Consider the following 18,083-nt stretch of genomic DNA (forward strand, 5'->3'; position numbering starts at 1 on the left):
AGCATGGCATCGTGACAGTTATGTTACAGGGACGTGAATTTATCGCCGTGAGGCGAAGGAGTCTGACCATGAAAACGAAAACACTGAGCATCCTCGGCGCCCTGGCCCTGCCCCTCGTTGTCGGCAGCGCCCACGCTGAAATCACCCAGGATTGCATCCTCGAAGGTAACGTCGACAAGCGCAAGGCCGCCCAGCTCGGCCAGGATGTCTACGTGAAGTTCCGCAGCGCCGAGGCCGGCGACGAGGCGCCCTGCGACATGGGTCGCAGCAACCGCAGCCGTCGCGTCCAGTTCAAGGCGCCGAGTACCGATGACATCACCGATGCGCCCCACGGCGCCGCCGTGAAGTACCGCTACATCGAGCGCGACAACCAGCGCGGTCAATGGCAGCTGATCGAGAGCTCCGACGGCGCCATCTGACCGCCCCGCCGCCCGGCCCTCTGGCTAGCCAGTAGTGCCGGGCGGCACGCCCCGCGTGAGCTAGGGCGCCCCGTTCCTCGACTGGTCCACCCAGACCAGCTCTTCCGTTGCGAAACCGAGCGCTTCCGCCCGGGCCACGAAACGTTCCTTGAGCGTCTCGTCCACCGTGGGCGTGCGCGCGAGCAGCCAGAGATAGGAGCGGTTGAAGCCGGACACGAAAGCGTACTGGTAGGCGGACTTGTCCAGCTCGAAGACCACGTAGGAGCCGTAGAACGGGCCGAAGAACGACACCTTGAGATGTCCCGTGCCCGGCCCCTGGACGAAGCGGGCGACGCCCTCGGCCTCGTCCCACTCGCCTGCCTCCACATCATAGCCCCGGTTGAGCACGCGCACCGAGCCGTCGTCGTTGAGGCTGTAGTTGGCGTTCACGCCATCGAGCCCGCGCTCGAAGCTGTGGTCCAGCCGGGCAATCTCGTACCAGCGGCCGAGGTAGCGCTCCACCTCGAAGCCCTCGACCGGCTCGACGCCGTCGGGCATGCCGGTGCAGCCGCTGAGAGCGGCGAGGGCCGCGAAAAGCAGGGCGGCGAACAGGCGGTGCAGCATGGGCTTCTCCCGGCAGGATCGTGCCGCCAGTATAGCTGCCCCGGGGGCGCCCGCCGTTGATGTTGCTCAAGGACGGGCAGCGCCCTCGTGCCGCTGACCGCGCAGTACCGCGCGGCGGGCAAAGACCGGGCCGACAATCTCGAAAATCACCGTGGAGCTGATCACCAGGGTCAGGAGGAGGGTCCGGTACTCCGGCAGGTGGTTCGCCGCGACCAGCGCCATGCCGATGGCGACGCCGGCCTGTGGCAGCAGGGCGTAGCCGAGCTGCCGACCCGAGGCGCCGTCGATACCGGCCGCGAACCCGCCGAGGCGTGCGCCGGCCACCTTGCCGAGGGATCGCAGCCCGAGATAGCAGACGCCGATGACCCCGATCTGCGCAAGCGCGCCGACATCGAGGCTCGCCCCCGCGAGCACGAAGAAGAGCAACAGGAAGGGCGCCTCTATGTCCTCGATCGCGTGGAAGGGATACTCGTGGTGCCGGGCGAGGTTGGCGATCACCGCACCGAGGGTCATGGCCGAGATCAGGAAGGATACCTCCAGCCAGAGCGCAAGACCGCCGCAGAGGAACACCAGGCCCACCGCCTCGGAGAGCACCGGCTGACCGGGACGCACCCGGCCGGTCAGGTAGGCCGCCGGCACGCCGAGGGCGCCGCCGAGGAACAGCGCACCGAAGACCTCGCGCAGCGCCGCGAGCACGAAGCCGGTTTCGCCCGCGGCGCCCACCGCCGCCGTCGCCAGGGCCATGCCGGCGCTGAACAGAACCAACGCCCAGACATCGTCCAGGGCGACGATGGCGAGGAGTGCCCGGCTGAAGCGGCTGTCGCTGCCGGTTTCCTGTACCACGTCGAAGACCGCGGCGGCATCCGTTGCCGAGGCGATGCAGCCGAGCACCAATGCCACCGGCAGCGGCAAGCCGAGGGCCCAGAGCCCAAGGCCGACCACCGCCGCCGTTACCAGCGCCGCCACGAGGGAGACGGACAGCACCTCGGCGCTGGCGCTGCGCAGCTGCGCCGGGGTGAGCTGACCGCCAAGCAGAAACCCGACCATGACCAGGGCCATGTCCGCCACCACGGGGAAAAGTTCGCTGACTTCGGCCGGGACCAGGCCGAGCCCCGCCTCGCCGATGAGTATGCCGAAGAGCAGGAGCAGCGTGACCCGGGGCAGGAAAGTGCGCCGGCCGATGGTCGAGGTCACGAGCCCCAGGAGGAAGACACCGCCGAGGGTCAGCAGCAGCTGGTAGGATGTCTCGAGGCCTTCCATCAGTCGCGCGTGCCCTGCCGTCCCGTCATGGTGGTTCCCCGCCCTCGCTCCGCGCGAGTATAGCGCCCCGGCACGAGGCGCCACTGGATTTTCCCGCGGCCATGACGGATCGTTAGGCCATGGGCGGGAAGCACGAAGAGATCGAGTTCAAGGCCGGCGTCGATGCCGCCACCCTGGCGCGCCTGCGCCGGCACCGTGCCCTGCGCCCCGCCACCCTGGGCCGCGCAAGCACCCGCAAGCTGCTCTCCATCTACTACGATGCCGGCGACCTGCGGCTCATGCAGGCGGGCCTGTTCCTGCGCATGCGCCGCAGCGGGGGCCGCTGGGAGCAGACCGTCAAGGCGGCGCGGCTGGCCCTGCCCGGACTGCAGCGGGTCACCGAGGTGACAGACCCCGCTGACAGCCCGAACCCGTCGCTGGCACGCGTCTCGCACGCCGCCCTGCGCGGGGCGCTGGAGGCCGCGCTCGCCGGCGCCGCCCTGCAGCCCGTGTGCCGCTCCGACATCCACCGCACCACGCGGCTGCTGGAGACACCGGAGGGTCGCGTCGAGCTCGCCCTCGACCGGGGCGCGGTCAGCGCCGGCGACGTGGTCGACGCGTTCTGCGAGGTGGAGATCGAATGCATCGAGGGCGGCGCGGAACCGGCCTGGTGCTGGGCACAGACCCTCCTCGGCCGGGAACCCGCCCGCCTGGTGCAGCCGAGCAAGGCCGCCCGCGGCTTTACGCTCGCGGCCGGCGGTGAACCGCTGCGCGCTGCCGCCGACCGCAGTAACCCTTCCGCGCTCGGCCCGCAACGCGATACGGAAGCCGCCGTGGAGGCGATGTTCGCGCAGCTGGCGCGCAGCATTGCCGAGAACCTCTACGTCGTTTACACCAGCGAGGATCCCGAGGGGCCCCACCAGCTGCGCGTCGCCCTGCGCCGCCTGCGCGCCCTGCTCCAGGCAACGGACGGCCTGCTGCGCAAGGGCGCCGGGGATGGGATGGCGCGCGGGGCCAGGGATCTCGGCCGGATCGTCGCCCCCCTGCGCGATGCCGACGTACTCACGGCGCTGCTGCTCGAGGCCGGGCGCGACGACGAGCTCGACGCCGCGCTTGTCGCGCGCCACCACGCCGTGCGCGCGGCGGTCCGCGACGCGCTGCGCGAGGCCGGCGCTACCGGCTTCGTGATAACGCTCCTCCGCCTCGTCGACGAGGGCGGCTGGGTGCAGCGTGGGAAGGGTCGCCGCAAGCGGCTGCGGCAGCCGCTGGCGAAGGCCCTCGGCCCCGCGCTGGATGCGCAGTGGGCCAAGGTGAAACGCCACGGCGAGGGCTTCGGCAAGCTCGATGCGCCCGCCCGCCATCGCCTGCGCAAGGACCTGAAGGTCCTGCGCTACATGCTGGAGCTCGCTGCCCTCGACCCGGAAACACCACCCCCCGCCGGGCTCCTGAAGACCCTTGCACGCCTGCAGGACGCCCTGGGTGTACTGAACGATGCCGATAACCTCGCCGGCCGGCAGCTCACCCTGGACGACCCGGCACTCGCCCGCGCCATGGCGCGGCGGCAGGCCCGGCTGCCCGTGCTGAAGAAGGCGGCCAGGCGCAAGCAGCTGGCGAAGGCACGCCGCGCCTGGGACAGGCTGCACCAGCGCTGGTACCGCTAGCGCGAAGGGTGGATGTAGCGAAAGGTGAGGTTCACCCGGGGACCGCAGGGGCGCGCCTGCCGCGGGATCTCGTGCTTCCAGTTCACCTGCGTGTCCCCCGCCATCACCAGGACACTGCCCGACGGCAGCGGCAGTTTCAGCGCCTTGACGGCCTTGTCGTGGCGGTGCCTGAGGCGGAAGGGGCGCGCTTCACCGAGGCTCAGGGACGCGATCACCGGGCGGTCACCCAGCTCCGGTTCATCGTCCGCGTGCAGGCCCATGGCATCCTGCTGGTCCCGGTAGTAATTGAGCAGCACGCTGTTGAAGGGCGCGTCGGCGAGGCGCTCCATGCGCCGGCGCAGGTCGTCGAGACGCGCCGTCCAAGGCAGGGGCTCGAGGGTCGTTCCCGAATAGCGGTAGCTGGCACCGGGGTCCCCGTACCAGGCGAACAGCCGCGGCTGTAGGTAGCGCTTGCCGAAGAGCACCACGTCGCCGGTTCGCCAGGGCGTGTCCCGCAGTAGTTCCGCGAGCAGGGCGTCGCTGGCGAGGCCGAGCGCCACGGCGCGGTGCAGCACCAGCGCGGCCCCGGGGGCACTGATCACCTCCGATGAGGTCTCCGGGAAAAGATCCATGGCACAATTATGAAGCGGACGACAGTGCCTGCCCAGGCGGGCCGGCGCCCGCCGCCCGACCACTGCCCGGGAGCCCGCCTTGACCAACGTGCCGACCCCGCCGGCGGACCGCATCCTCCTCCTCGACGTGCTGCGAGGTTTCGCGGTCCTCGGCATCCTGCTCATGAACATCGTCGGCTTCGGGCTGCCCTCGCCGTCCTATTCCCACCCCGGCTTCGACGTGTCCGCCGCGCTGTCCCCGGACCTCGTCGCCTGGGCCACGGTCGAAATCCTCGGCGAGGGCTGCATGCGCGGCCTCTTCTCCCTGCTCTTCGGCGCCAGCCTGCTGCTCTTCACCACCGGCGACGGCGCCAAGGGCGCGGCGATACACTACCGGCGCATGGGCTGGCTGCTCGTGTTCGGCCTCGTCGATGCCTACCTGCTCCTCTGGTTCGGCGACATTCTCGTCTGCTACGCCGTCTGCGGCGCTCTCCTCTACCCGCTGCGCAACGCCCGGGCGCGCACGCTGATCGTGCTCGCCGCACTGGTCGCGCTGCTGAGCACGGCGCTCTACAGTGTGCTCTACCTGATGCTGCAGTTCGCCCGCGATGCCCACGAGGCGCTGGCTGCCGGCGCGGATCCGGCCACGCTGCCCGCGGAGTTCGAGAGCGCCGCGGCGGGCTGGCGGGAGTTCAGTGCCCCCTACCTGGTCGGGGCGGAGGCGGTGCAGGAGGAGCTCAGCCAGCGCCGGGAATCCTACGCCAGCGCCTTCGCCTGGAACCTGCCGCAGGTGAACAGCATCCTCTTCTTCGTGAACCCCCTCTTCCTGCTCTGGGATGCGCTGATGATGATGCTGCTCGGCATGGCGCTGTACCGGCTGGCAATCCTGCGCGGCGAGGGCTCCCCGGGAAGGCTTCGCGGGCTCATGCTCGGTGGCTTCGCCCTGGGCCTTGGCGTGAACGGCTGGGAGGTGGCCCGCGCCATCGCCGGAGGCCTGGACCTGATGGGGACGTTCGCGCAACTGCAGTGGAGCTACCACCTCGGCCGCTTCGGCATGACCCTCGGCTATCTCGGCCTGGTCGCCTGGCTCCTGCGGCACGGTCGGCTCGCCGCCCTTACCCGGCGCCTTGCCGCCGTCGGGCGCATGGCCCTGAGCAACTACCTGCTGCATTCCGTGGTCGCGCTGTTCCTGTTCACCGGTGCGGGCCTGGGCCTGGTGGGGGAACTGGGACGGGCGCAGCTCTACCTCGTGGTCCTCGCCCTGTGGGCGCTGCAGCTGTGGCTGAGCCCCTGGTGGCTGGCGCGGCACCGTTTCGGGCCGCTGGAATACCTATGGCGCCTGCTCACCTACCTGCGCGTACCAGCGCCGCAGGCAGCGGTGCCGGTGCCGGAACACCGCCCGGTACACCGGCGCGAGCAGTGACCCGAGCACGGGCAGGCGGCAGGCAAAGACCACCCGGTCCTCGACGAGCGTCCCGCCCGGCACCGCGCGCAGCAGCCGCTTGTGCCGCCAGCTGCGCATGACCAGCGAGCTCGAGCGCTCGTAGAAACCCGCCTCCCCCGTGGCCTCCAGGCGAAAATGGTGGAGGTCCAGCGGCAGCACGCCGAGCAGCAGAATGACACTCCGAAACAACGGCCGGCCCACCGGCCAGGCGGGCAGGGGCCGCTCGCCCCAGGGGGCCGGCATCGTCATGCGCAGCCACGGACCCAGCTCGGCGTTCACCGCCGCCGGGCGGAGCAGCTGCGCCGAAGCCTCCGCCGGCGGCAGCGCCAGGGTCGAGGAAAACACGAAGCCGGGCACGGCGTCAGCGGGGCCGACCCTACTACGCGTCGACGGTACGGCCGTGCGCCAGCGCCGTGGCCTCGATCTCTATTTCGAGCTCCGGCAGGGCCAGGGCCTTGACCTCGACGATCGTGTCCGCCGGGTAAGGCGGCGAGAAGTGGCGCTCGCGAAGGGCGACGATGTCGGGGAAGCGAGCCATGTCCGTGAGGTAAATGGTGACCTTGATGACCTGGGCGAGGCTGGAGCCACCGGCCTCCAGGACCTCCGCCAGGTTCGCGAACACCTGCTCCGCCTGCGCGGCGAAGTCGCCGACGCCGACCAGGTTGCCATCCCTGTCGATGGCCGCCTGACCGGAGGTGATCACCAGGTCGCCGACGCGAAAGGCCTGCGAAATCCGGTAGGGGGCCAGCGGGTCCGGCTCGGTACTGACTTGCACTGCATCCATGGTCAATCGAACTCCTCGTTACCAACAGCCTCTGACAGGCGAATTTTCAAGCGACATCCGGGCGACATCGTGGACGGATCGGCGCAGCCGCTGCGTCGCGGGGTTCAACCGCCGGCGGGGGTCAGGCGAAGCAGCCGGCCCTGGCTGCTTCGGCGCTCGTCCTCCAGCACCCAGAGGGCGCCGCCCGGCCCCTCGACAACGCTGCGGATCCGCGCCCCCATGGGGTAGCGCGCCACCTCTTCGGCGCTGTCTTCCCCCAGGCGGATGCGGACGATGGCCTGGGACGACAGGCCGGCGGCCAGTGCATCCCCGCGCCAGTCCGCGAACAGGTCGCCGCGGTAGATCATGAGATCGCCGGGCGAGATGACCGGGGTCCACCAGGCCTTCGGCGCTTCGAACTCCGGGCGGGTGTCGTGGTCGGGCATGGGGCGCCCGTCATAGTGTTCGCCGTTCGAGACGACCGGGTAGCCGTAGTTGGCGCCGCGCTGGATGAGGTTGAGCTCGTCGCCCCCGGCCGGGCCCATCTCGATCTCCCAGAGCCGGCCCGCTTCATCGAGGGCGATGCCCAGCGGGTTGCGATGCCCCAGGGACCAGATCTCACCGTACACGGCGACGTCATCGACCAGCGGCTCCTCGCTGAGGTAATCCACGAACGGGTTGTCCGCGGGTACGGAGCCGTCGTCGTGAAGGCGGATCATCTTGCCGAGGTTGGCCTGCATGTCCTGCGCCGGCGTGAACTTCTGCCGTTCACCGGAGGAGATCCACAGGTAGCCCTCGTCGTCGAACAGCAGCCGGTGGCCGTAGTGGCCGTAACCGAACACCTTCGGATACTGGCGCCAGAGCACCTCGACGTCGCGGAGCGCCGGGCTCCGGCCGCCCGTATCCAGCACGCCGCGGGCGACAGCGGCACCGCGCGTGTCGCCGGTGCCGCTCTCGACATAGCTCAGGTAGACGAGGCCGTTCTCCGCGAAGTCCGGGTGCAGCGCGACATCTCCCAGGCCGCCCTGGCCGCCGTAGGCCACGTCGGGCACACCGTCGACCGGGCCGGCCTTGGCGCCGTCCCGGGACACGACGAACAGGCTGCCCTTCTTCTCCGTCACCAGCATGCGGCCGTCCGGGAGGAAGGCGAGCGCCCAGGGCTCGTCGAAATCGGCGATCACCTCGCGCTCGAACGGCGCCCCGGCGTCGGCACAGGCAAGGACGGGCATCAGCGCGAGCGCGCACAGGAGGTGGCGGAACATGGACATGGTCTGGCTCCTCGGACTGGGTGCTGGGTGGCTTTGAGTCCCTGACTCTAGCGGAACGCCGCCGGTGCCGCCAGCGAGGCACGGCGGCAAGGTAACCTGCTATCGTTCGCCTGTCGCCCCCACCCTGGCCGCAACGCAAGCTATGTTCGCTCACCTGCGCCAACGCCGTCGTCGCGCCCGCCGCGCACGGCTTCTGAAGCAGACCCGGATCCGCTACGGCGCCTGGCACGCTGCCTGTCGCCGCCTGCCTGCCCTCGCCTGGCTGGACAGGCGCCGACGCGTGCGGCTGCGCGTGCTCGCCGGCCTGTTTCTCGCCGAGAAAACGATCGCCGGCGCCGGCGGCCTCACCGTGGACGAGCACATGGGCACGGTCATCGCGGCACAGGCGTGCCTGCCGGTACTCGAGCTGGGCCTCGAGGCCTACCGGGGCTGGCGCACGGTCATCGTCTACCCCGACACCTTCCTGGTCGACCGCCACGAGGTCGACGAGGCCGGTGTGCTCCACGAGAGCCGGCAGGAACTGGCCGGCGAGTCCTGGGAGCAGGGCCCGGTCATTCTCTCCTGGGGCGACATTGCCTGGGCGGGACCCGGGGGCGACCTCGACGGCGCGATCATCCTCCACGAGTTCGCGCACAAGCTCGACATGCTGAGCGGTGGACCCAACGGCATGCCGCCGCTGCACCGCGGCATGGACCCCGCCGCCTGGACCGAGGCCTTCAGCACTGCCTATGCGGCGCTTTGCGGCGCGGTGGATGCCGGGGAGGAAACCGCCATCGACCCCTACGCCGCGGAGTCACCGGGCGAGTTCTTCGCCGTGCTCTCGGAGGAGTTCTTCGAGGCGCCCGCGCAGCTCCGGGCCGGCTTTCCCGACGTGTACCGGCAGCTGGCCGGCTTCTACCGCCAGGACCCGGCAGCAGCTGCCGCCCCCGTCACGGCAAAGCCCGACTAGCGGGGCTCGTGCCAGCCGTCCGCGGCAGTGGCGAGCACGGCGTCCAGGGGCCGCCGGGGCGACGCCTCGCCGGGATCGTCACAGTAGCCCAGGCGGAGGAGCAGCTGCGGAAAGCCGTCGTGCCCCAGCTGGTGCTGGAGCCGGTGGCGCAGCGCCGGGACCTGCACCGGCTGGTTGAGATAGCCCGCCTGCAGGCCGTGGCTGCAGGCCACCAGCAGCAGACGCTCCAGCGCCTGGCCGGCCCGCAGCCAGTCTTCGCTGCTGTCACCCGCCGTGCCGATGGCGAGGAGCAGCGGCGAGTTCTCCGCCAGCGCATGGTCCTTCGCGCCGACGCCGGTCCCCATGTCCACCGTGCGCACGACCACCTGCGCCAGGGGTGCGGCGATGCCGGCGAGCGCCAGGCCGTCACCGCGGCGCCGGGGGTGCATCCACTGCGCCAGCTCGCGGCGCCAGTGCGGGCTGGACCACTGCATCGCATCGCCCTCGGAGACCAGCCCCGCGACAGCCTGTCGCCGCGCGTCGTCATCGACGACGACCGCCCAGGCGCCCTCGTCCTCCACGGCGCGCAGCAGGTCGCGGAGCACGGCCGGGGGCACCGCCCGGTCATCGAAGCGCTTGCGCAGCGTGCGCCGGCGGCCGATCTCGCCGGCCAGCGCCGCGTCGCCGGCGACGTCGCTACCCGGGGCGAGATGCACCGTGGCGAGAAGATCTTCCGCGGCGTCGTCGGGCAGGAGCCGACAGGCGGCTCGAAGCCCCGCCGCCGCGGCGGCCACGCGCAGGTTGAGGAGCGCACAGCCGCAGCTGATGGTGAGTTCCCGGTCGTCCGGGTCGTTGACGGGCAGCGCCCGCGTGCGATCCGCGAACAGGTGCACCGCGTCGTGCTCGAGCCGGAACAGCCAGGGCTGGGTGTTGTGGCTGGAAGGGGCCCGTACCGCGGCATCCAGCAAGGCACGTTGCTGTTCGCCGGGGCCGGCGGGCGGGGTCTTCTCGGTCACGGCTGCATCTCCTCCTGCGTGTTTTCCAGGCGGCAGGCGGTGGACACCGCCTGCTCGATCTCCAGGGCCGTAGCGGCAAGGACCAGGCGCAGCGGGTCATCATCGTCCACCGCCGCCAGCGCGGGGGCGAGCGCGGCCCTCGCCTGCCCGACACAGTCATAGGCTAGCAGGAGATCGGCAAGGTTGTTGCGCGCCGCGGCATGCTGCGGGTCGTTCGCGATCGCCCGCCGGTAGTGGCGAAGCGCCGCCTGCGCCCGCCCCGCGGCGCGCAGACCGTTGGCGGCGGCGAACGCCAGGTCGGCGTCGCCGGGCCAGCGCGCGCTGGCCTGCGTCCAGCCGGGGAGGATGGCCTCGGCGCCGAGCACGGGCTCGGCGGCGGCGAGCGCATCCACGACGTCCCGGGCGTCCGCCACCGCGGGCAGCTGCCCGGGTGGAAGGACAACCAGCCCCCAGCGATCCGCGCCCTGCCAGTGCCGGCGAAAGGCACGGAGGCTCTCGCGCCGCCTGCGCTCGCGCCCGGAGCGCAGGACCCAGTGTTCCTCGTCCGCCCGGTAGCCCACGACCACGGCGTAATGCCAGCGCGGCAGGCTGTCGAGGCCGAGGTTCTGCAGCACCAGTACCGGGTGCCCCGCCAGCAGCTCTGCCACCAGCGCCTCTTCGCCGGCCGCCACGGGAAACGGCACGCGGCCGTGGCGCCGCGCGGCAGCGGCCAGCTCGGCCTGCAGGCTGCCGCGACGGGCGGGCAGGTAAACGTCGTCGACCAGCGCCTCCGCGCTCACCGGCAGACCCGTGGCGGCCAGGACCGTTGCCAGCGCGGCGGGGCCGCACTGGTAGCGGTCCTGGGGAAAGAACGGCACGGCATCGAGTTCGACCGACGCCGCGACGGCGGGCGGCTCGACCGGCGCGAGGATCGTGCAGCCCGCTGCCAGCACCAGCAGCGGCAGGAGAAGAGCGATGCGCGTCGCGAGCACCCTACGGCAGCGCGCGGGCAGTGCTAGACGCCGGTGAAGACGTCCGTGACACCAACGAGTTCGAGGATCAGGAGCACGACGAAGACCGCGCCGATGAGGCCGAGCACACTGCTCCCGGCAGGCAGTTCGTCGAGGCGCGTGTTCAGCTGGGCCAGCTCCGCCGGCGACAGGGCGGCCACCCGTGCCCGGGCGTCCTGCGGATCGACACCGAGCGCCGTCAACTGCGCCCGCACGTCGGCGCGCGCGAGCGCAGCGCCGGCCGCACCGAGGGACTGCTCGGCCCGCGCCGCCGCGAGGTACTCGCCGGTGCTGACCATGGCGGCCCGGGCGGGCATGGCCGCCGTAGCCGCGAGGAAGACGAGCAGTTGAAACAGGACCAGGGTGCGGGAAAGCATGGCTCACCTCCATGAGGAGCGAAGTAAACCGCCATGCTACCGAAGGGTCTTTGCCCTGCCTAGCTCACCTCGCGTGCCGCAGGGCGCGAACTGCACCCTGCGAGCCCTCGCCCGCGGTTAGCGTCACACCGTCGTGTTCCGTGCTAAGGTCACCGCACAAGAACAACGAGTAAGACCCGCCATGGCCGCTCCCCTGGAAATCGACGTCTTCTGGTCCTTCCGCAGCCCCTGGTCCTACCTGGCGACACCGCGCCTCCGCGACTGGCAGGCCCGCTACGCGCTGACGGTGAACTTCCGGCCGGTCTACCCACTGGCCATCCGCACCCCGGAATTCTTCCATAACCAGCACCCGCAATGGCTCGGCTACTTTCTCACAGACCTCATGCGCTGCGCGGAGTATCTCGACCTGCCGATCAGCTGGCCGGAGCCGGATCCGGTCAACCAGTACGTCGATGACGACGGCGTGCGCCAGACCGGAGAGGAGCAGCCCTACATCCATCGCCTGACCCGCCTCGGCGCCCTTGCCGCCGAGCAGGGCGACGGCATCGCCTTTGCCGACGAGATCGCGCGCGTGATCTGGGGCGGCACGAAGAACTGGCACGAGGGCGACCACCTCGCCGGCGCCGCCGCCCGCGCCGGCTTCGACCTCGCGGCCCTGGACCGGCAGGTCGAGGCGGAAGCGGACCGGCTGGAAGCCGTGATCGAGGAAAACCAGACTGCCCACGAAGCCGCCGGGCACTGGGGCGTGCCGACCTGCGCCTTCCGCGGCGAGCCCTTCTTCGGCCAGGACCGGCTCGACCTGCTGCTCTGGCGCCTGCGGCAGGCGGGGCTTTCGGAGCGCTAGCTGGCGGCGGATTTTTCGGCCGGCAGGCCGCGCAGCAGGAGCCACAGGGCCAGCAGCAGCTGGCTGAGCGCCAGCGGCGCGAGCAGCGCGAAGTTGACCTCTGCACCGAGAACCGCGCTGCCGATGGCGTAGAGCTGCAGGGCCACGGCGAAGCGGCCGAAGTTGGCCAGGAAACGCGGCACGAGCCGCAGAGCGAGAAGCCCGGCGTAGAGGATCAACAGGCTGACACCGGACGCGAGCAGGCCGAGATAGTGCGTGGCGTTGCGCAGAAGCGCCCCGAGTACCCGCACCGCGGGCCCGGGGTCGGCACCGCCGGTCGCCGTTTGCCCGAGGGTTTCCGCCACCATCACCATCGACAGCACGCCAAGACAGGCGGTAGCCAGGGTGAACAGCACGCTCGCGCGGATCGTCGCCATTTCAGCAGAGGTCAGCGCAAGGTAGCCCCCCTCGCCAAACAGCGGCGCGGTCAGCCACAGGTTACTGGCAATCCCGCAGCCCAGCTGCAGCAGGATCAGCCCGCCGAGGAGCCGGCCCAGTGTGCGATCGGTGTGAATCATGCCCTGGCTCCCGAGTCATTGGCACTGGCTGCTCTGTATGCGCCGATACCCGGTCCGGGGGTACCGCCACTCATCGCAGGATTCCATCCTCCTGCCGTCTTCGACCCCGGTTCACGACCGATGGCCCGCCTCAGCCTTCGAACGCGGCCCGGATCAGCCACATGAGCGCCTGACCCGCGGCGAGAGCGCTCGTGAGCAGACCTTCACCGGCCATCCGGGCCAGCGTCGATGCGGAGCCGGCCCTAAGCGCGACGCTCCACCCGCCAGGGCGGATGCCGGCGGTTCTCCCCAGCCCAATAGAGCTTGATGCGGTTGCCCGACGGGTCCCGCAGCACGGCTTCACGCCAGAGATAGCGTTGATCGGTGGGGTCCTGGTCAAAGGCGAACCCGCGCGACTTCAGCTGTTCGACCCACTGGTCGAGATCGGCGCGCTCGAAGTAGATGATGGCTCCGTTATGGAACGCCGCATCCTCGAGCGAAAGGGAAAAGGTTGCTTCGCCGTGCGGGCACTCGAAGCGGGCATAGTGCGGCGTATCGACGATCTGGGTGAAACCCATGTCGCGATAGAAAGCAGTCGCCTGCCCCATGTCACTGACCGGCAGGGTGACCTGGTTGAGATTCACGTCACGTCGCTCCTGTTTTGCACCCGGTAGAACGCGAGCGCATTGTCGCACAGCACCGCCCGGGCGCCCGCGTCGCCCAGCGCCTCCCCTACCCGGTCGATATCCGACTCCGCGAAGGGCCGTGGTGCCCGCGTCGAGGGAAGATCCGAGCCGAACATGAGCGCCTCCGGGTTTACCGCATGGATTTCGCGCAGCGCGGCTTCGACTGGGAAGTCCACGCGGCCGAAACCCGTGGCCTTCACGCGCACGCCACGCTCCACGAGAGAGAGGAGATCCTGCAGCCCGGCGCGGCTGAGGCCCAGGTGGTCGATGCACAGCGAGGGGAGCTCGAGCAGCATGTGGCGCAAGGGGCCTAGCTCGGCGGCATCGACGTAGAGCTCGACGTGCCACCCCGCGAGTTCATGGAAGCGCGCTGCCATGGCCTCGAGGTCCGCCGCGGCCGCCGATCCGCCGCGGCGAAGGTTGAAGCGCACGCCCCGGACCCCGGCCGCCGCCAGCGCCAGCACCTCGTCGTCGGTCACCGTCGGCGGCAGCTGTGTGACGCCCACGAACCCCTCGCCGAGCTCGCGCAGCGCCGCGAGCAGGTAGGACTGCTCGAAGGCCTGGAAGGACCCGGACACCGCCGCGCCACCGACCAGCGGCCAGGCCGCCGTGCGCGCCCGGTAGTCAGAAACCGTGAAGGACGCCGGCAGGTAGCCGGCGTTCTCGACCAGCGGGAAGCGCGGGTCGATGATGTGCAGGTGACTGTCGAAGAGAGGCCGCGGGTTCAAGCCGGTACGGCATCCTCGTCGCCGAGGATGGCATAGACGATGAACTCGTTCCCGCTGGGCTCGAGGAAGTGGAAGCGGCGCCCCCCGGGAAAGGCGTAGACGGGCTTCAGGATCGTGCCCCCGGCGGCCTCGACCCGGGCCTGGCTTGCGGCGAGGTCCCCGCTGTAGAAGCCCACCACCGCGCCGCCGCTGTCCTGCCGCGTGCCGCCCTCGGCCCGGTAAAAGCCCACCATGGGTCCGCCGGAGGGGCTGTCGATGTAGTCGGGCCCGTAATCCGTGAAGGTCCAGCCGAAGGCATCGGAAAAAAACGCCTTGGTCGCCTCGAGATCCGCGGCCGCGAACTCGAGATAGTCAATCTGCTCAGTGGTCGTCATGGCGTCCGCCCCCGCTCTCGCGGCCCTGTGCCGGGCCGTCTTGCCCTGAATTGTAGGACACGGCGGCGGCTTGATCATCGGGGTCTCGCACACTACCCGGTTTGTGCAGAGCTGTGGGCGGCGAGGCAGCTTTGAGTGTGCTGCCGGAAGGAAAGTGAGCTACGGTATGCGTGCGATCCGGCCGGAGGGCCGCTTCGGTCTCATCTGGAAGCGAGGCATCATGGAATTGGTCATCGCCCTCTGGGCCCTGGGTATCGTGCTGATCGGGCTCGGCATCGCCGGCATGCTGCTGCCTGCCATGCCCGGGCCGCCGCTGCTGCTCGCGGGCTTCGTAGTCGCCGCCTGGGCGGAAGACTTCCGCTACGTCGGCTGGCCGACGCTTGCGTTCCTGACCCTGCTGACCGTGGTTGCCTACCTTGTGGACTTCATTGCCGGCGCCCTCGGCGCCAGGCATTTCGGGGCGTCATCGCGAGCGGCGGTGGGCGCAGCGATCGGCGCGGTCGTCGGCCTTCTCTTCGGCCTGCCGGGCATCCTCCTTGGACCGCTGGTCGGCGCCGTGCTCGGCGAGTTGACGGAGCACGACGACCTGCACCGCGCGAGCCGCGCCGGCATCGGCGCCACCGTGGGCTTCCTTCTCGGCACCGCGGTGAAGATGGCCATCGCTTTCACGATGCTGGGAATCTTCGTGCTCGCCCGTGTCGTGTAGGGCACAGCGTGAAGCACTGCTCAAACTGAGGCGCGGGGCACCCGCAGACGGCTTACTCCGTGCGGTCGGCGACCGGGGGAAACCAGGCTGACAGCCTGGCCGCCGCCCTCTCCTTGACCGCATCATCAATGAACAGCGCTACCGTGGCCACGGCCGCGCTCAGCGTTGCGAGGTCATCAGTGAAGCCGATGGCCGGCAGCGCATCCGGGATCGCGTCGGACGGCAGTACCAGGTAGGCGAGCGCGCCGTAGATGACCGAGCGCGCCCAGGCGGGCGTTTGCGGGGCGCGGGCCGCGTAGTAAAGCCACAGCGCCTTCTCGACGACCTCTCGCCCCGCCGCCAGTGCATGATTGCGGAGCTTCGTCCAGAAGCCGCTCTCGACGAGAGCCCGCTGCGATGCCGTCACCATACTGAGTACCTCCGCCGGCCATAGGCTTTCCTCGCGGACAGCGTATAACAATCACACCCCGGCCGCGAGGGCCGGCCAGCGTCAGCTGCCGGCCTGCTCACTCCTCGAGTCCACCCACTGCAACGACCTGCAGCGGCTCCCCGGTCTCGTCCTGCAGCTGCTGGTCGTAGGCCGCCTGCAGGCCCGTCATGTCGGCGGCCTCCTCGACGGGACCGTAGTCGATGAGGCGCGGATACATGGGGGAGAGAAGCGCGGCAATGATCCCGATGGCGGCGAACAGCGAGAAGGTATCCGTGTAGCCAAGCTCCCGCGCCAGCAGCCCCACCAGCGGTGACCCGGCGGCCTGCCCCAGGGCAACCGCCATGAAGGGCAGCACCGGCCCGAGCGAAAGGCGCCCCGGCAGGAGCCGTATGCCGGTCATCAGGTAAAGCCCCGTCAGGCTCATGTAGGCGAGGCCGAAGACCATGGCGGAAAACACCGCCAGCGTGAGCTGGCCCGGGCTCGCGGCCAGCAGTGACAGGCTCGCCGCCAGCATCATCAGCATCAGCGACTGCGTGATCGGCGGGTTGTTCCGGTCCGCGAGGTCCGCCACCACCGCGCCACCGAGACCGGCCAGGCCCGCCGCCAGCCAGAGTCCCCCGGTCGCCGCCGCCGGCAGTGCGCCGGTCGTCACCATGAGGTCCGGCGCGAAGACCCAGTAGGCCGAGGCAACAAAGCCCATGACGAACGCAAAAACCGAGAGGCGCAGGAGCCGCCACCACTGCAGCGGCGTCACCGGCGGCGGGGGCGCCGCATCGGCGGGAGTAATGCGTGAGACGGCGGGAATGACCACGGCCGCCGCGAGGACACCGAGCGCCGCCAGCACCGCGAACACCGCGTAGGCAAAGCGCCAGTCGCCGGCAAGAAAGAACACCGCGGGCACCGAGAGCACCACGCCGATGCTGGTCCCCGCATTCATGACTGAGCTGACACGGCCGTGCAGTGAGCGGTCGACCAGCGCCTGCATGGCCGCCGTAAGCGCCGGCATCATCAGGCCGGTACAGATTCCACAGGCAAACACGCCGATAGCGAGCATGAACGCATCGCCGCTTGCACTGATCAGCGCGAGGCCCGCCGTCCCGAACACTCCGGACAGCACGGCGGCATTGCGCGCACCCAGCCGGTCGGCCGCCAGGGGCGCGACCAGGGTCGCCAGCACGAAACTCACCAGCGGCAGCGCGCCGATAACGCCGACGAGCGCAGGTCGCAACGCCAGGTCGTCACGGATCGGCGGTACGAACAGGCCGAATGCAAAGCGCGCGATGCCGTAGCTGATGGCGACCAGCGCGGCACCGAAAAGCGAAAAACTGGTACTGGAAAGCTCCCTGATAGCGACCTCCGTGCGCCCGGCGGTGTCGGGCGCGAGCCAGGGGATTGAAGGTGCCACACCCCGTACCGCAGCTGTCAATGGGCCACGGCGGTACGACGATCACTCACCCTCGAGTGCTTCGCGCTCCTCCTCGTAGTCACCGTACGGCTTCTCGAGCTGTTGCATGCACTCTTCGTAGCGCGTATCCGGGTACTGCTGGCAGTCCACCCGCTGACTTTCCTGGATAGCGTTGTAGACCTGCTGATTGCTGCACCCGGGGGCAAAAAGGCAGAGCCCGACCAGTAATATTGACCCTGATCTCACGACGGCATGAACCCCGCACTCTCTCTGATACTGATCGGGTTCCCGTCAGGATCTGTACAACGTACGATGATTCCCCAGTCGTTCTCTATCAGCCGGGCGTTACCATCCTGCGCGCGGACCTCTTCGAAGGCTTCGTGAATATCCGCCACATTGAAACGCAGTATCGTCGGACTCTGTGCGACGGATTTTTCCTCAGCGGAAGCCACACCGCCGGTCTCGATCATGAGATAGGCGGAACCGAACTCGAGACAGGTCAGGCGGAAGTCGCCATCCACCTTCGAGAACAGCTCCCTGAGACCGAACAGCGTCCTGTAGAACGACACGCACGCGTCGAAACGGGATACGTTCAGGATGATGCCGCACTGCTCAACGTTCATCGCGAATCCTCGCTAGCGGTCGCGCCGTGAGGGCGCTCACCAGGGGTCAGGCGCCCCCCGAAAAGCGCGCCCGGATCCGGGTCGAGCTTAGCAGATAGGCGGACAGCGCGAGGTACAGCAGGTACTCCGCGGACATCACGATGTAACGCTCCGCGCCGTCTCCGAAGGCCCGGAAATCCACCGTCTCGACGAAGCAAAGCGTAGCAAGTGTGGCGTACATCGTGATCGTGGCGAAGGGTGTGTATTTCCAGCGCTTGGCAAAACCAAGAAGGAAGACCAGGCCGGTCAGCAGGATAAGGACCCAGTGAAAAAGCTGGGTGCCGGGAGGAAAGTTCGCGTTTTGCAGACCAAAAGCCGCCGAGGGCACCAGGTACTCGACTAGGCCCAGCAGGCCCCACGCGAGCAGGACGGCTTTCAGGAGGACCAGTGCATAGGGGGCGTAGCGGCTCATGGC

At 69.7% G+C, this 18,083-nt stretch carries 23 protein-coding genes; 6 read left to right on the forward strand and 17 right to left on the reverse strand.

Translation table 11 applies throughout. The features are described from left to right. Positions 1-68 precede the first annotated feature (68 nt). Positions 69-419: a hypothetical protein gene (locus tag RKE50_RS13535; protein WP_350037149.1), complete on the forward strand. Its 351-nt coding sequence runs from the start codon at positions 69-71 to the stop codon at positions 417-419. A 60-nt stretch (positions 420-479) separates the two neighbouring features. Here RKE50_RS13535 and RKE50_RS13540 read toward each other — a convergent pair whose 3' ends face one another. Beyond that, a complete protein-coding gene (locus tag RKE50_RS13540) occupies positions 480-1,022 on the reverse strand; it encodes a lipocalin family protein (RefSeq protein WP_350037151.1) in 543 nt (180 codons plus the stop codon). A gap of 66 nt (positions 1,023-1,088) precedes the next feature. Beyond that, on the reverse strand, positions 1,089-2,282 hold the full coding sequence (locus tag RKE50_RS13545; protein WP_350037153.1) for a cation:proton antiporter: 1,194 nt from the start codon (positions 2,280-2,282) through the stop codon (positions 1,089-1,091). A gap of 119 nt (positions 2,283-2,401) precedes the next feature. On the opposite strand from RKE50_RS13545, the gene RKE50_RS13550 reads away from it, so the two are divergent. Continuing rightward, positions 2,402-3,922 carry a CYTH and CHAD domain-containing protein gene (locus RKE50_RS13550; RefSeq protein WP_350037154.1) on the forward strand — a complete coding sequence of 507 codons (1,521 nt, stop codon included), beginning with the start codon at positions 2,402-2,404 and terminating at the stop codon, positions 3,920-3,922. Here RKE50_RS13550 and RKE50_RS13555 read toward each other — a convergent pair. Continuing rightward, a complete protein-coding gene (locus tag RKE50_RS13555; RefSeq protein WP_350037155.1) occupies positions 3,919-4,503 on the reverse strand; it encodes an alpha-ketoglutarate-dependent dioxygenase AlkB family protein in 585 nt (194 codons plus the stop codon). The two genes, RKE50_RS13550 and RKE50_RS13555, sit on opposite strands and share 4 nt — an antisense overlap. 118 nt (positions 4,504-4,621) lie before the next feature. Between RKE50_RS13555 and RKE50_RS13560 the strand changes: the two genes are divergently transcribed. Beyond that, on the forward strand, positions 4,622-5,935 hold the full coding sequence (locus RKE50_RS13560) for a DUF418 domain-containing protein (protein WP_350037867.1): 1,314 nt from the start codon (positions 4,622-4,624) through the stop codon (positions 5,933-5,935). Here the strand turns inward: RKE50_RS13560 and RKE50_RS13565 are convergent. From RKE50_RS13565 to RKE50_RS13575, 3 genes are all read right to left on the reverse strand, one after another. After that, on the reverse strand, positions 5,843-6,313 hold the full coding sequence (locus RKE50_RS13565; RefSeq protein WP_350037157.1) for an Rv1443c family protein: 471 nt from the start codon (positions 6,311-6,313) through the stop codon (positions 5,843-5,845). The two genes, RKE50_RS13560 and RKE50_RS13565, sit on opposite strands and share 93 nt — an antisense overlap. 22 nt (positions 6,314-6,335) lie before the next feature. After that, the gene (locus RKE50_RS13570) at positions 6,336-6,740 is read right to left on the reverse strand and encodes a RidA family protein (RefSeq protein WP_350037159.1); all 405 of its coding nucleotides are present in this window, start codon (positions 6,738-6,740) and stop codon (positions 6,336-6,338) included. A 104-nt stretch (positions 6,741-6,844) separates the two neighbouring features. Then, positions 6,845-7,987, reverse strand: coding sequence for a PQQ-dependent sugar dehydrogenase (locus RKE50_RS13575; RefSeq protein ID WP_350037161.1), 1,143 nt, complete (start codon positions 7,985-7,987; stop codon positions 6,845-6,847). 142 nt (positions 7,988-8,129) lie between these two features. Between RKE50_RS13575 and RKE50_RS13580 the strand changes: the two genes are divergently transcribed. After that, a complete protein-coding gene (locus RKE50_RS13580; RefSeq protein ID WP_350037163.1) occupies positions 8,130-8,936 on the forward strand; it encodes a M90 family metallopeptidase in 807 nt (268 codons plus the stop codon). On the opposite strand, the gene RKE50_RS13585 is transcribed toward RKE50_RS13580, so the two are convergent. From RKE50_RS13585 to RKE50_RS13595, 3 genes are read right to left on the reverse strand one after another with little or no spacing between them, the layout of a single operon-like run. Beyond that, complete coding sequence (locus RKE50_RS13585) at positions 8,933-9,931, reverse strand: Acg family FMN-binding oxidoreductase (RefSeq protein ID WP_350037165.1); 999 nt, start codon at positions 9,929-9,931, stop codon at positions 8,933-8,935. The two genes, RKE50_RS13580 and RKE50_RS13585, sit on opposite strands and share 4 nt — an antisense overlap. Next, positions 9,928-10,902 (reverse strand): PA2778 family cysteine peptidase, encoded by a 975-nt coding sequence (locus RKE50_RS13590; RefSeq protein ID WP_350037167.1) that lies wholly within the window; start codon positions 10,900-10,902, stop codon positions 9,928-9,930. Before RKE50_RS13590 ends, RKE50_RS13585 begins: the two co-directional genes overlap by 4 nt. Before the next feature lie 23 nt (positions 10,903-10,925). Beyond that, on the reverse strand, positions 10,926-11,297 hold the full coding sequence (locus RKE50_RS13595) for a PA2779 family protein (protein WP_350037169.1): 372 nt from the start codon (positions 11,295-11,297) through the stop codon (positions 10,926-10,928). Between the two features lie 181 nt (positions 11,298-11,478). Here RKE50_RS13595 and RKE50_RS13600 point away from each other — a divergent pair, with 181 nt between their 5' ends. Continuing rightward, complete coding sequence (locus RKE50_RS13600; RefSeq protein WP_350037171.1) at positions 11,479-12,141, forward strand: 2-hydroxychromene-2-carboxylate isomerase; 663 nt, start codon at positions 11,479-11,481, stop codon at positions 12,139-12,141. On the opposite strand, the gene RKE50_RS13605 is transcribed toward RKE50_RS13600, so the two are convergent. The 4 genes from RKE50_RS13605 to RKE50_RS13620 all read right to left on the reverse strand — a co-directional run bounded on the left by RKE50_RS13605 (position 12,138) and on the right by RKE50_RS13620 (position 14,465). Then, positions 12,138-12,698 carry a DUF4386 family protein gene (locus RKE50_RS13605; RefSeq protein ID WP_350037172.1) on the reverse strand — a complete coding sequence of 187 codons (561 nt, stop codon included), beginning with the start codon at positions 12,696-12,698 and terminating at the stop codon, positions 12,138-12,140. The two genes, RKE50_RS13600 and RKE50_RS13605, sit on opposite strands and share 4 nt — an antisense overlap. Before the next feature lie 242 nt (positions 12,699-12,940). Beyond that, on the reverse strand, positions 12,941-13,321 hold the full coding sequence (locus RKE50_RS13610; RefSeq protein ID WP_350037174.1) for a VOC family protein: 381 nt from the start codon (positions 13,319-13,321) through the stop codon (positions 12,941-12,943). Next, positions 13,318-14,091, reverse strand: coding sequence for an amidohydrolase family protein (locus RKE50_RS13615; RefSeq protein WP_350037175.1), 774 nt, complete (start codon positions 14,089-14,091; stop codon positions 13,318-13,320). The genes RKE50_RS13610 and RKE50_RS13615 overlap by 4 nt, the downstream gene beginning before the upstream one ends. Beyond that, the gene (locus tag RKE50_RS13620; protein ID WP_350037177.1) at positions 14,088-14,465 is read right to left on the reverse strand and encodes a VOC family protein; all 378 of its coding nucleotides are present in this window, start codon (positions 14,463-14,465) and stop codon (positions 14,088-14,090) included. Before RKE50_RS13620 ends, RKE50_RS13615 begins: the two co-directional genes overlap by 4 nt. 154 nt (positions 14,466-14,619) lie before the next feature. On the opposite strand from RKE50_RS13620, the gene RKE50_RS13625 reads away from it, so the two are divergent. Next, entirely contained in the window at positions 14,620-15,171 is a 552-nt protein-coding gene (locus RKE50_RS13625; protein ID WP_350037179.1) for a DUF456 domain-containing protein, read from the forward strand. A gap of 52 nt (positions 15,172-15,223) precedes the next feature. Here RKE50_RS13625 and RKE50_RS13630 read toward each other — a convergent pair whose 3' ends face one another. From RKE50_RS13630 to RKE50_RS13645, 4 genes are all read right to left on the reverse strand, one after another. After that, positions 15,224-15,580, reverse strand: coding sequence for a YkvA family protein (locus RKE50_RS13630; RefSeq protein ID WP_350037181.1), 357 nt, complete (start codon positions 15,578-15,580; stop codon positions 15,224-15,226). Between the two features lie 97 nt (positions 15,581-15,677). Next, positions 15,678-17,006, reverse strand: a complete 1,329-nt coding sequence (locus tag RKE50_RS13635; RefSeq protein WP_350037183.1) for an MFS transporter — start codon at positions 17,004-17,006, stop codon at positions 15,678-15,680. A 242-nt stretch (positions 17,007-17,248) separates the two neighbouring features. After that, complete coding sequence (locus RKE50_RS13640; protein WP_350037185.1) at positions 17,249-17,629, reverse strand: VOC family protein; 381 nt, start codon at positions 17,627-17,629, stop codon at positions 17,249-17,251. A gap of 46 nt (positions 17,630-17,675) precedes the next feature. Beyond that, positions 17,676-18,080, reverse strand: a complete 405-nt coding sequence (locus tag RKE50_RS13645) for a hypothetical protein (RefSeq protein WP_350037187.1) — start codon at positions 18,078-18,080, stop codon at positions 17,676-17,678. Positions 18,081-18,083 lie beyond the last annotated feature (3 nt).

The sequence above is a fragment of the Pseudohaliea sp. genome, assembly GCF_040217025.1.
Taxonomy (GTDB): domain Bacteria; phylum Pseudomonadota; class Gammaproteobacteria; order Pseudomonadales; family Halieaceae; genus Pseudohaliea.

What these genes read in the sequence shown, in the direction of transcription:
- RKE50_RS13535 (WP_350037149.1), top strand. Translation starts at nt 69, where the DNA reads ATGAAAACGAAAACACTGAGCATCCTCGGCGCCCTGGCCCTGCCCCTC.
- RKE50_RS13540 (WP_350037151.1), bottom strand. Translation starts at nt 1,022, where the DNA reads ATGCTGCACCGCCTGTTCGCCGCCCTGCTTTTCGCGGCCCTCGCCGCT.
- RKE50_RS13545 (WP_350037153.1), bottom strand. Translation starts at nt 2,282, where the DNA reads ATGGAAGGCCTCGAGACATCCTACCAGCTGCTGCTGACCCTCGGCGGT.
- RKE50_RS13550 (WP_350037154.1), top strand. Translation starts at nt 2,402, where the DNA reads ATGGGCGGGAAGCACGAAGAGATCGAGTTCAAGGCCGGCGTCGATGCC.
- RKE50_RS13570 (WP_350037159.1), bottom strand. Translation starts at nt 6,740, where the DNA reads ATGGATGCAGTGCAAGTCAGTACCGAGCCGGACCCGCTGGCCCCCTAC.
- RKE50_RS13575 (WP_350037161.1), bottom strand. Translation starts at nt 7,987, where the DNA reads ATGTCCATGTTCCGCCACCTCCTGTGCGCGCTCGCGCTGATGCCCGTC.
- RKE50_RS13580 (WP_350037163.1), top strand. Translation starts at nt 8,130, where the DNA reads ATGTTCGCTCACCTGCGCCAACGCCGTCGTCGCGCCCGCCGCGCACGG.
- RKE50_RS13595 (WP_350037169.1), bottom strand. Translation starts at nt 11,297, where the DNA reads ATGCTTTCCCGCACCCTGGTCCTGTTTCAACTGCTCGTCTTCCTCGCG.
- RKE50_RS13600 (WP_350037171.1), top strand. Translation starts at nt 11,479, where the DNA reads ATGGCCGCTCCCCTGGAAATCGACGTCTTCTGGTCCTTCCGCAGCCCC.
- RKE50_RS13605 (WP_350037172.1), bottom strand. Translation starts at nt 12,698, where the DNA reads ATGATTCACACCGATCGCACACTGGGCCGGCTCCTCGGCGGGCTGATC.
- RKE50_RS13620 (WP_350037177.1), bottom strand. Translation starts at nt 14,465, where the DNA reads ATGACGACCACTGAGCAGATTGACTATCTCGAGTTCGCGGCCGCGGAT.
- RKE50_RS13630 (WP_350037181.1), bottom strand. Translation starts at nt 15,580, where the DNA reads ATGGTGACGGCATCGCAGCGGGCTCTCGTCGAGAGCGGCTTCTGGACG.
- RKE50_RS13640 (WP_350037185.1), bottom strand. Translation starts at nt 17,629, where the DNA reads ATGAACGTTGAGCAGTGCGGCATCATCCTGAACGTATCCCGTTTCGAC.
- RKE50_RS13645 (WP_350037187.1), bottom strand. Translation starts at nt 18,080, where the DNA reads ATGAGCCGCTACGCCCCCTATGCACTGGTCCTCCTGAAAGCCGTCCTG.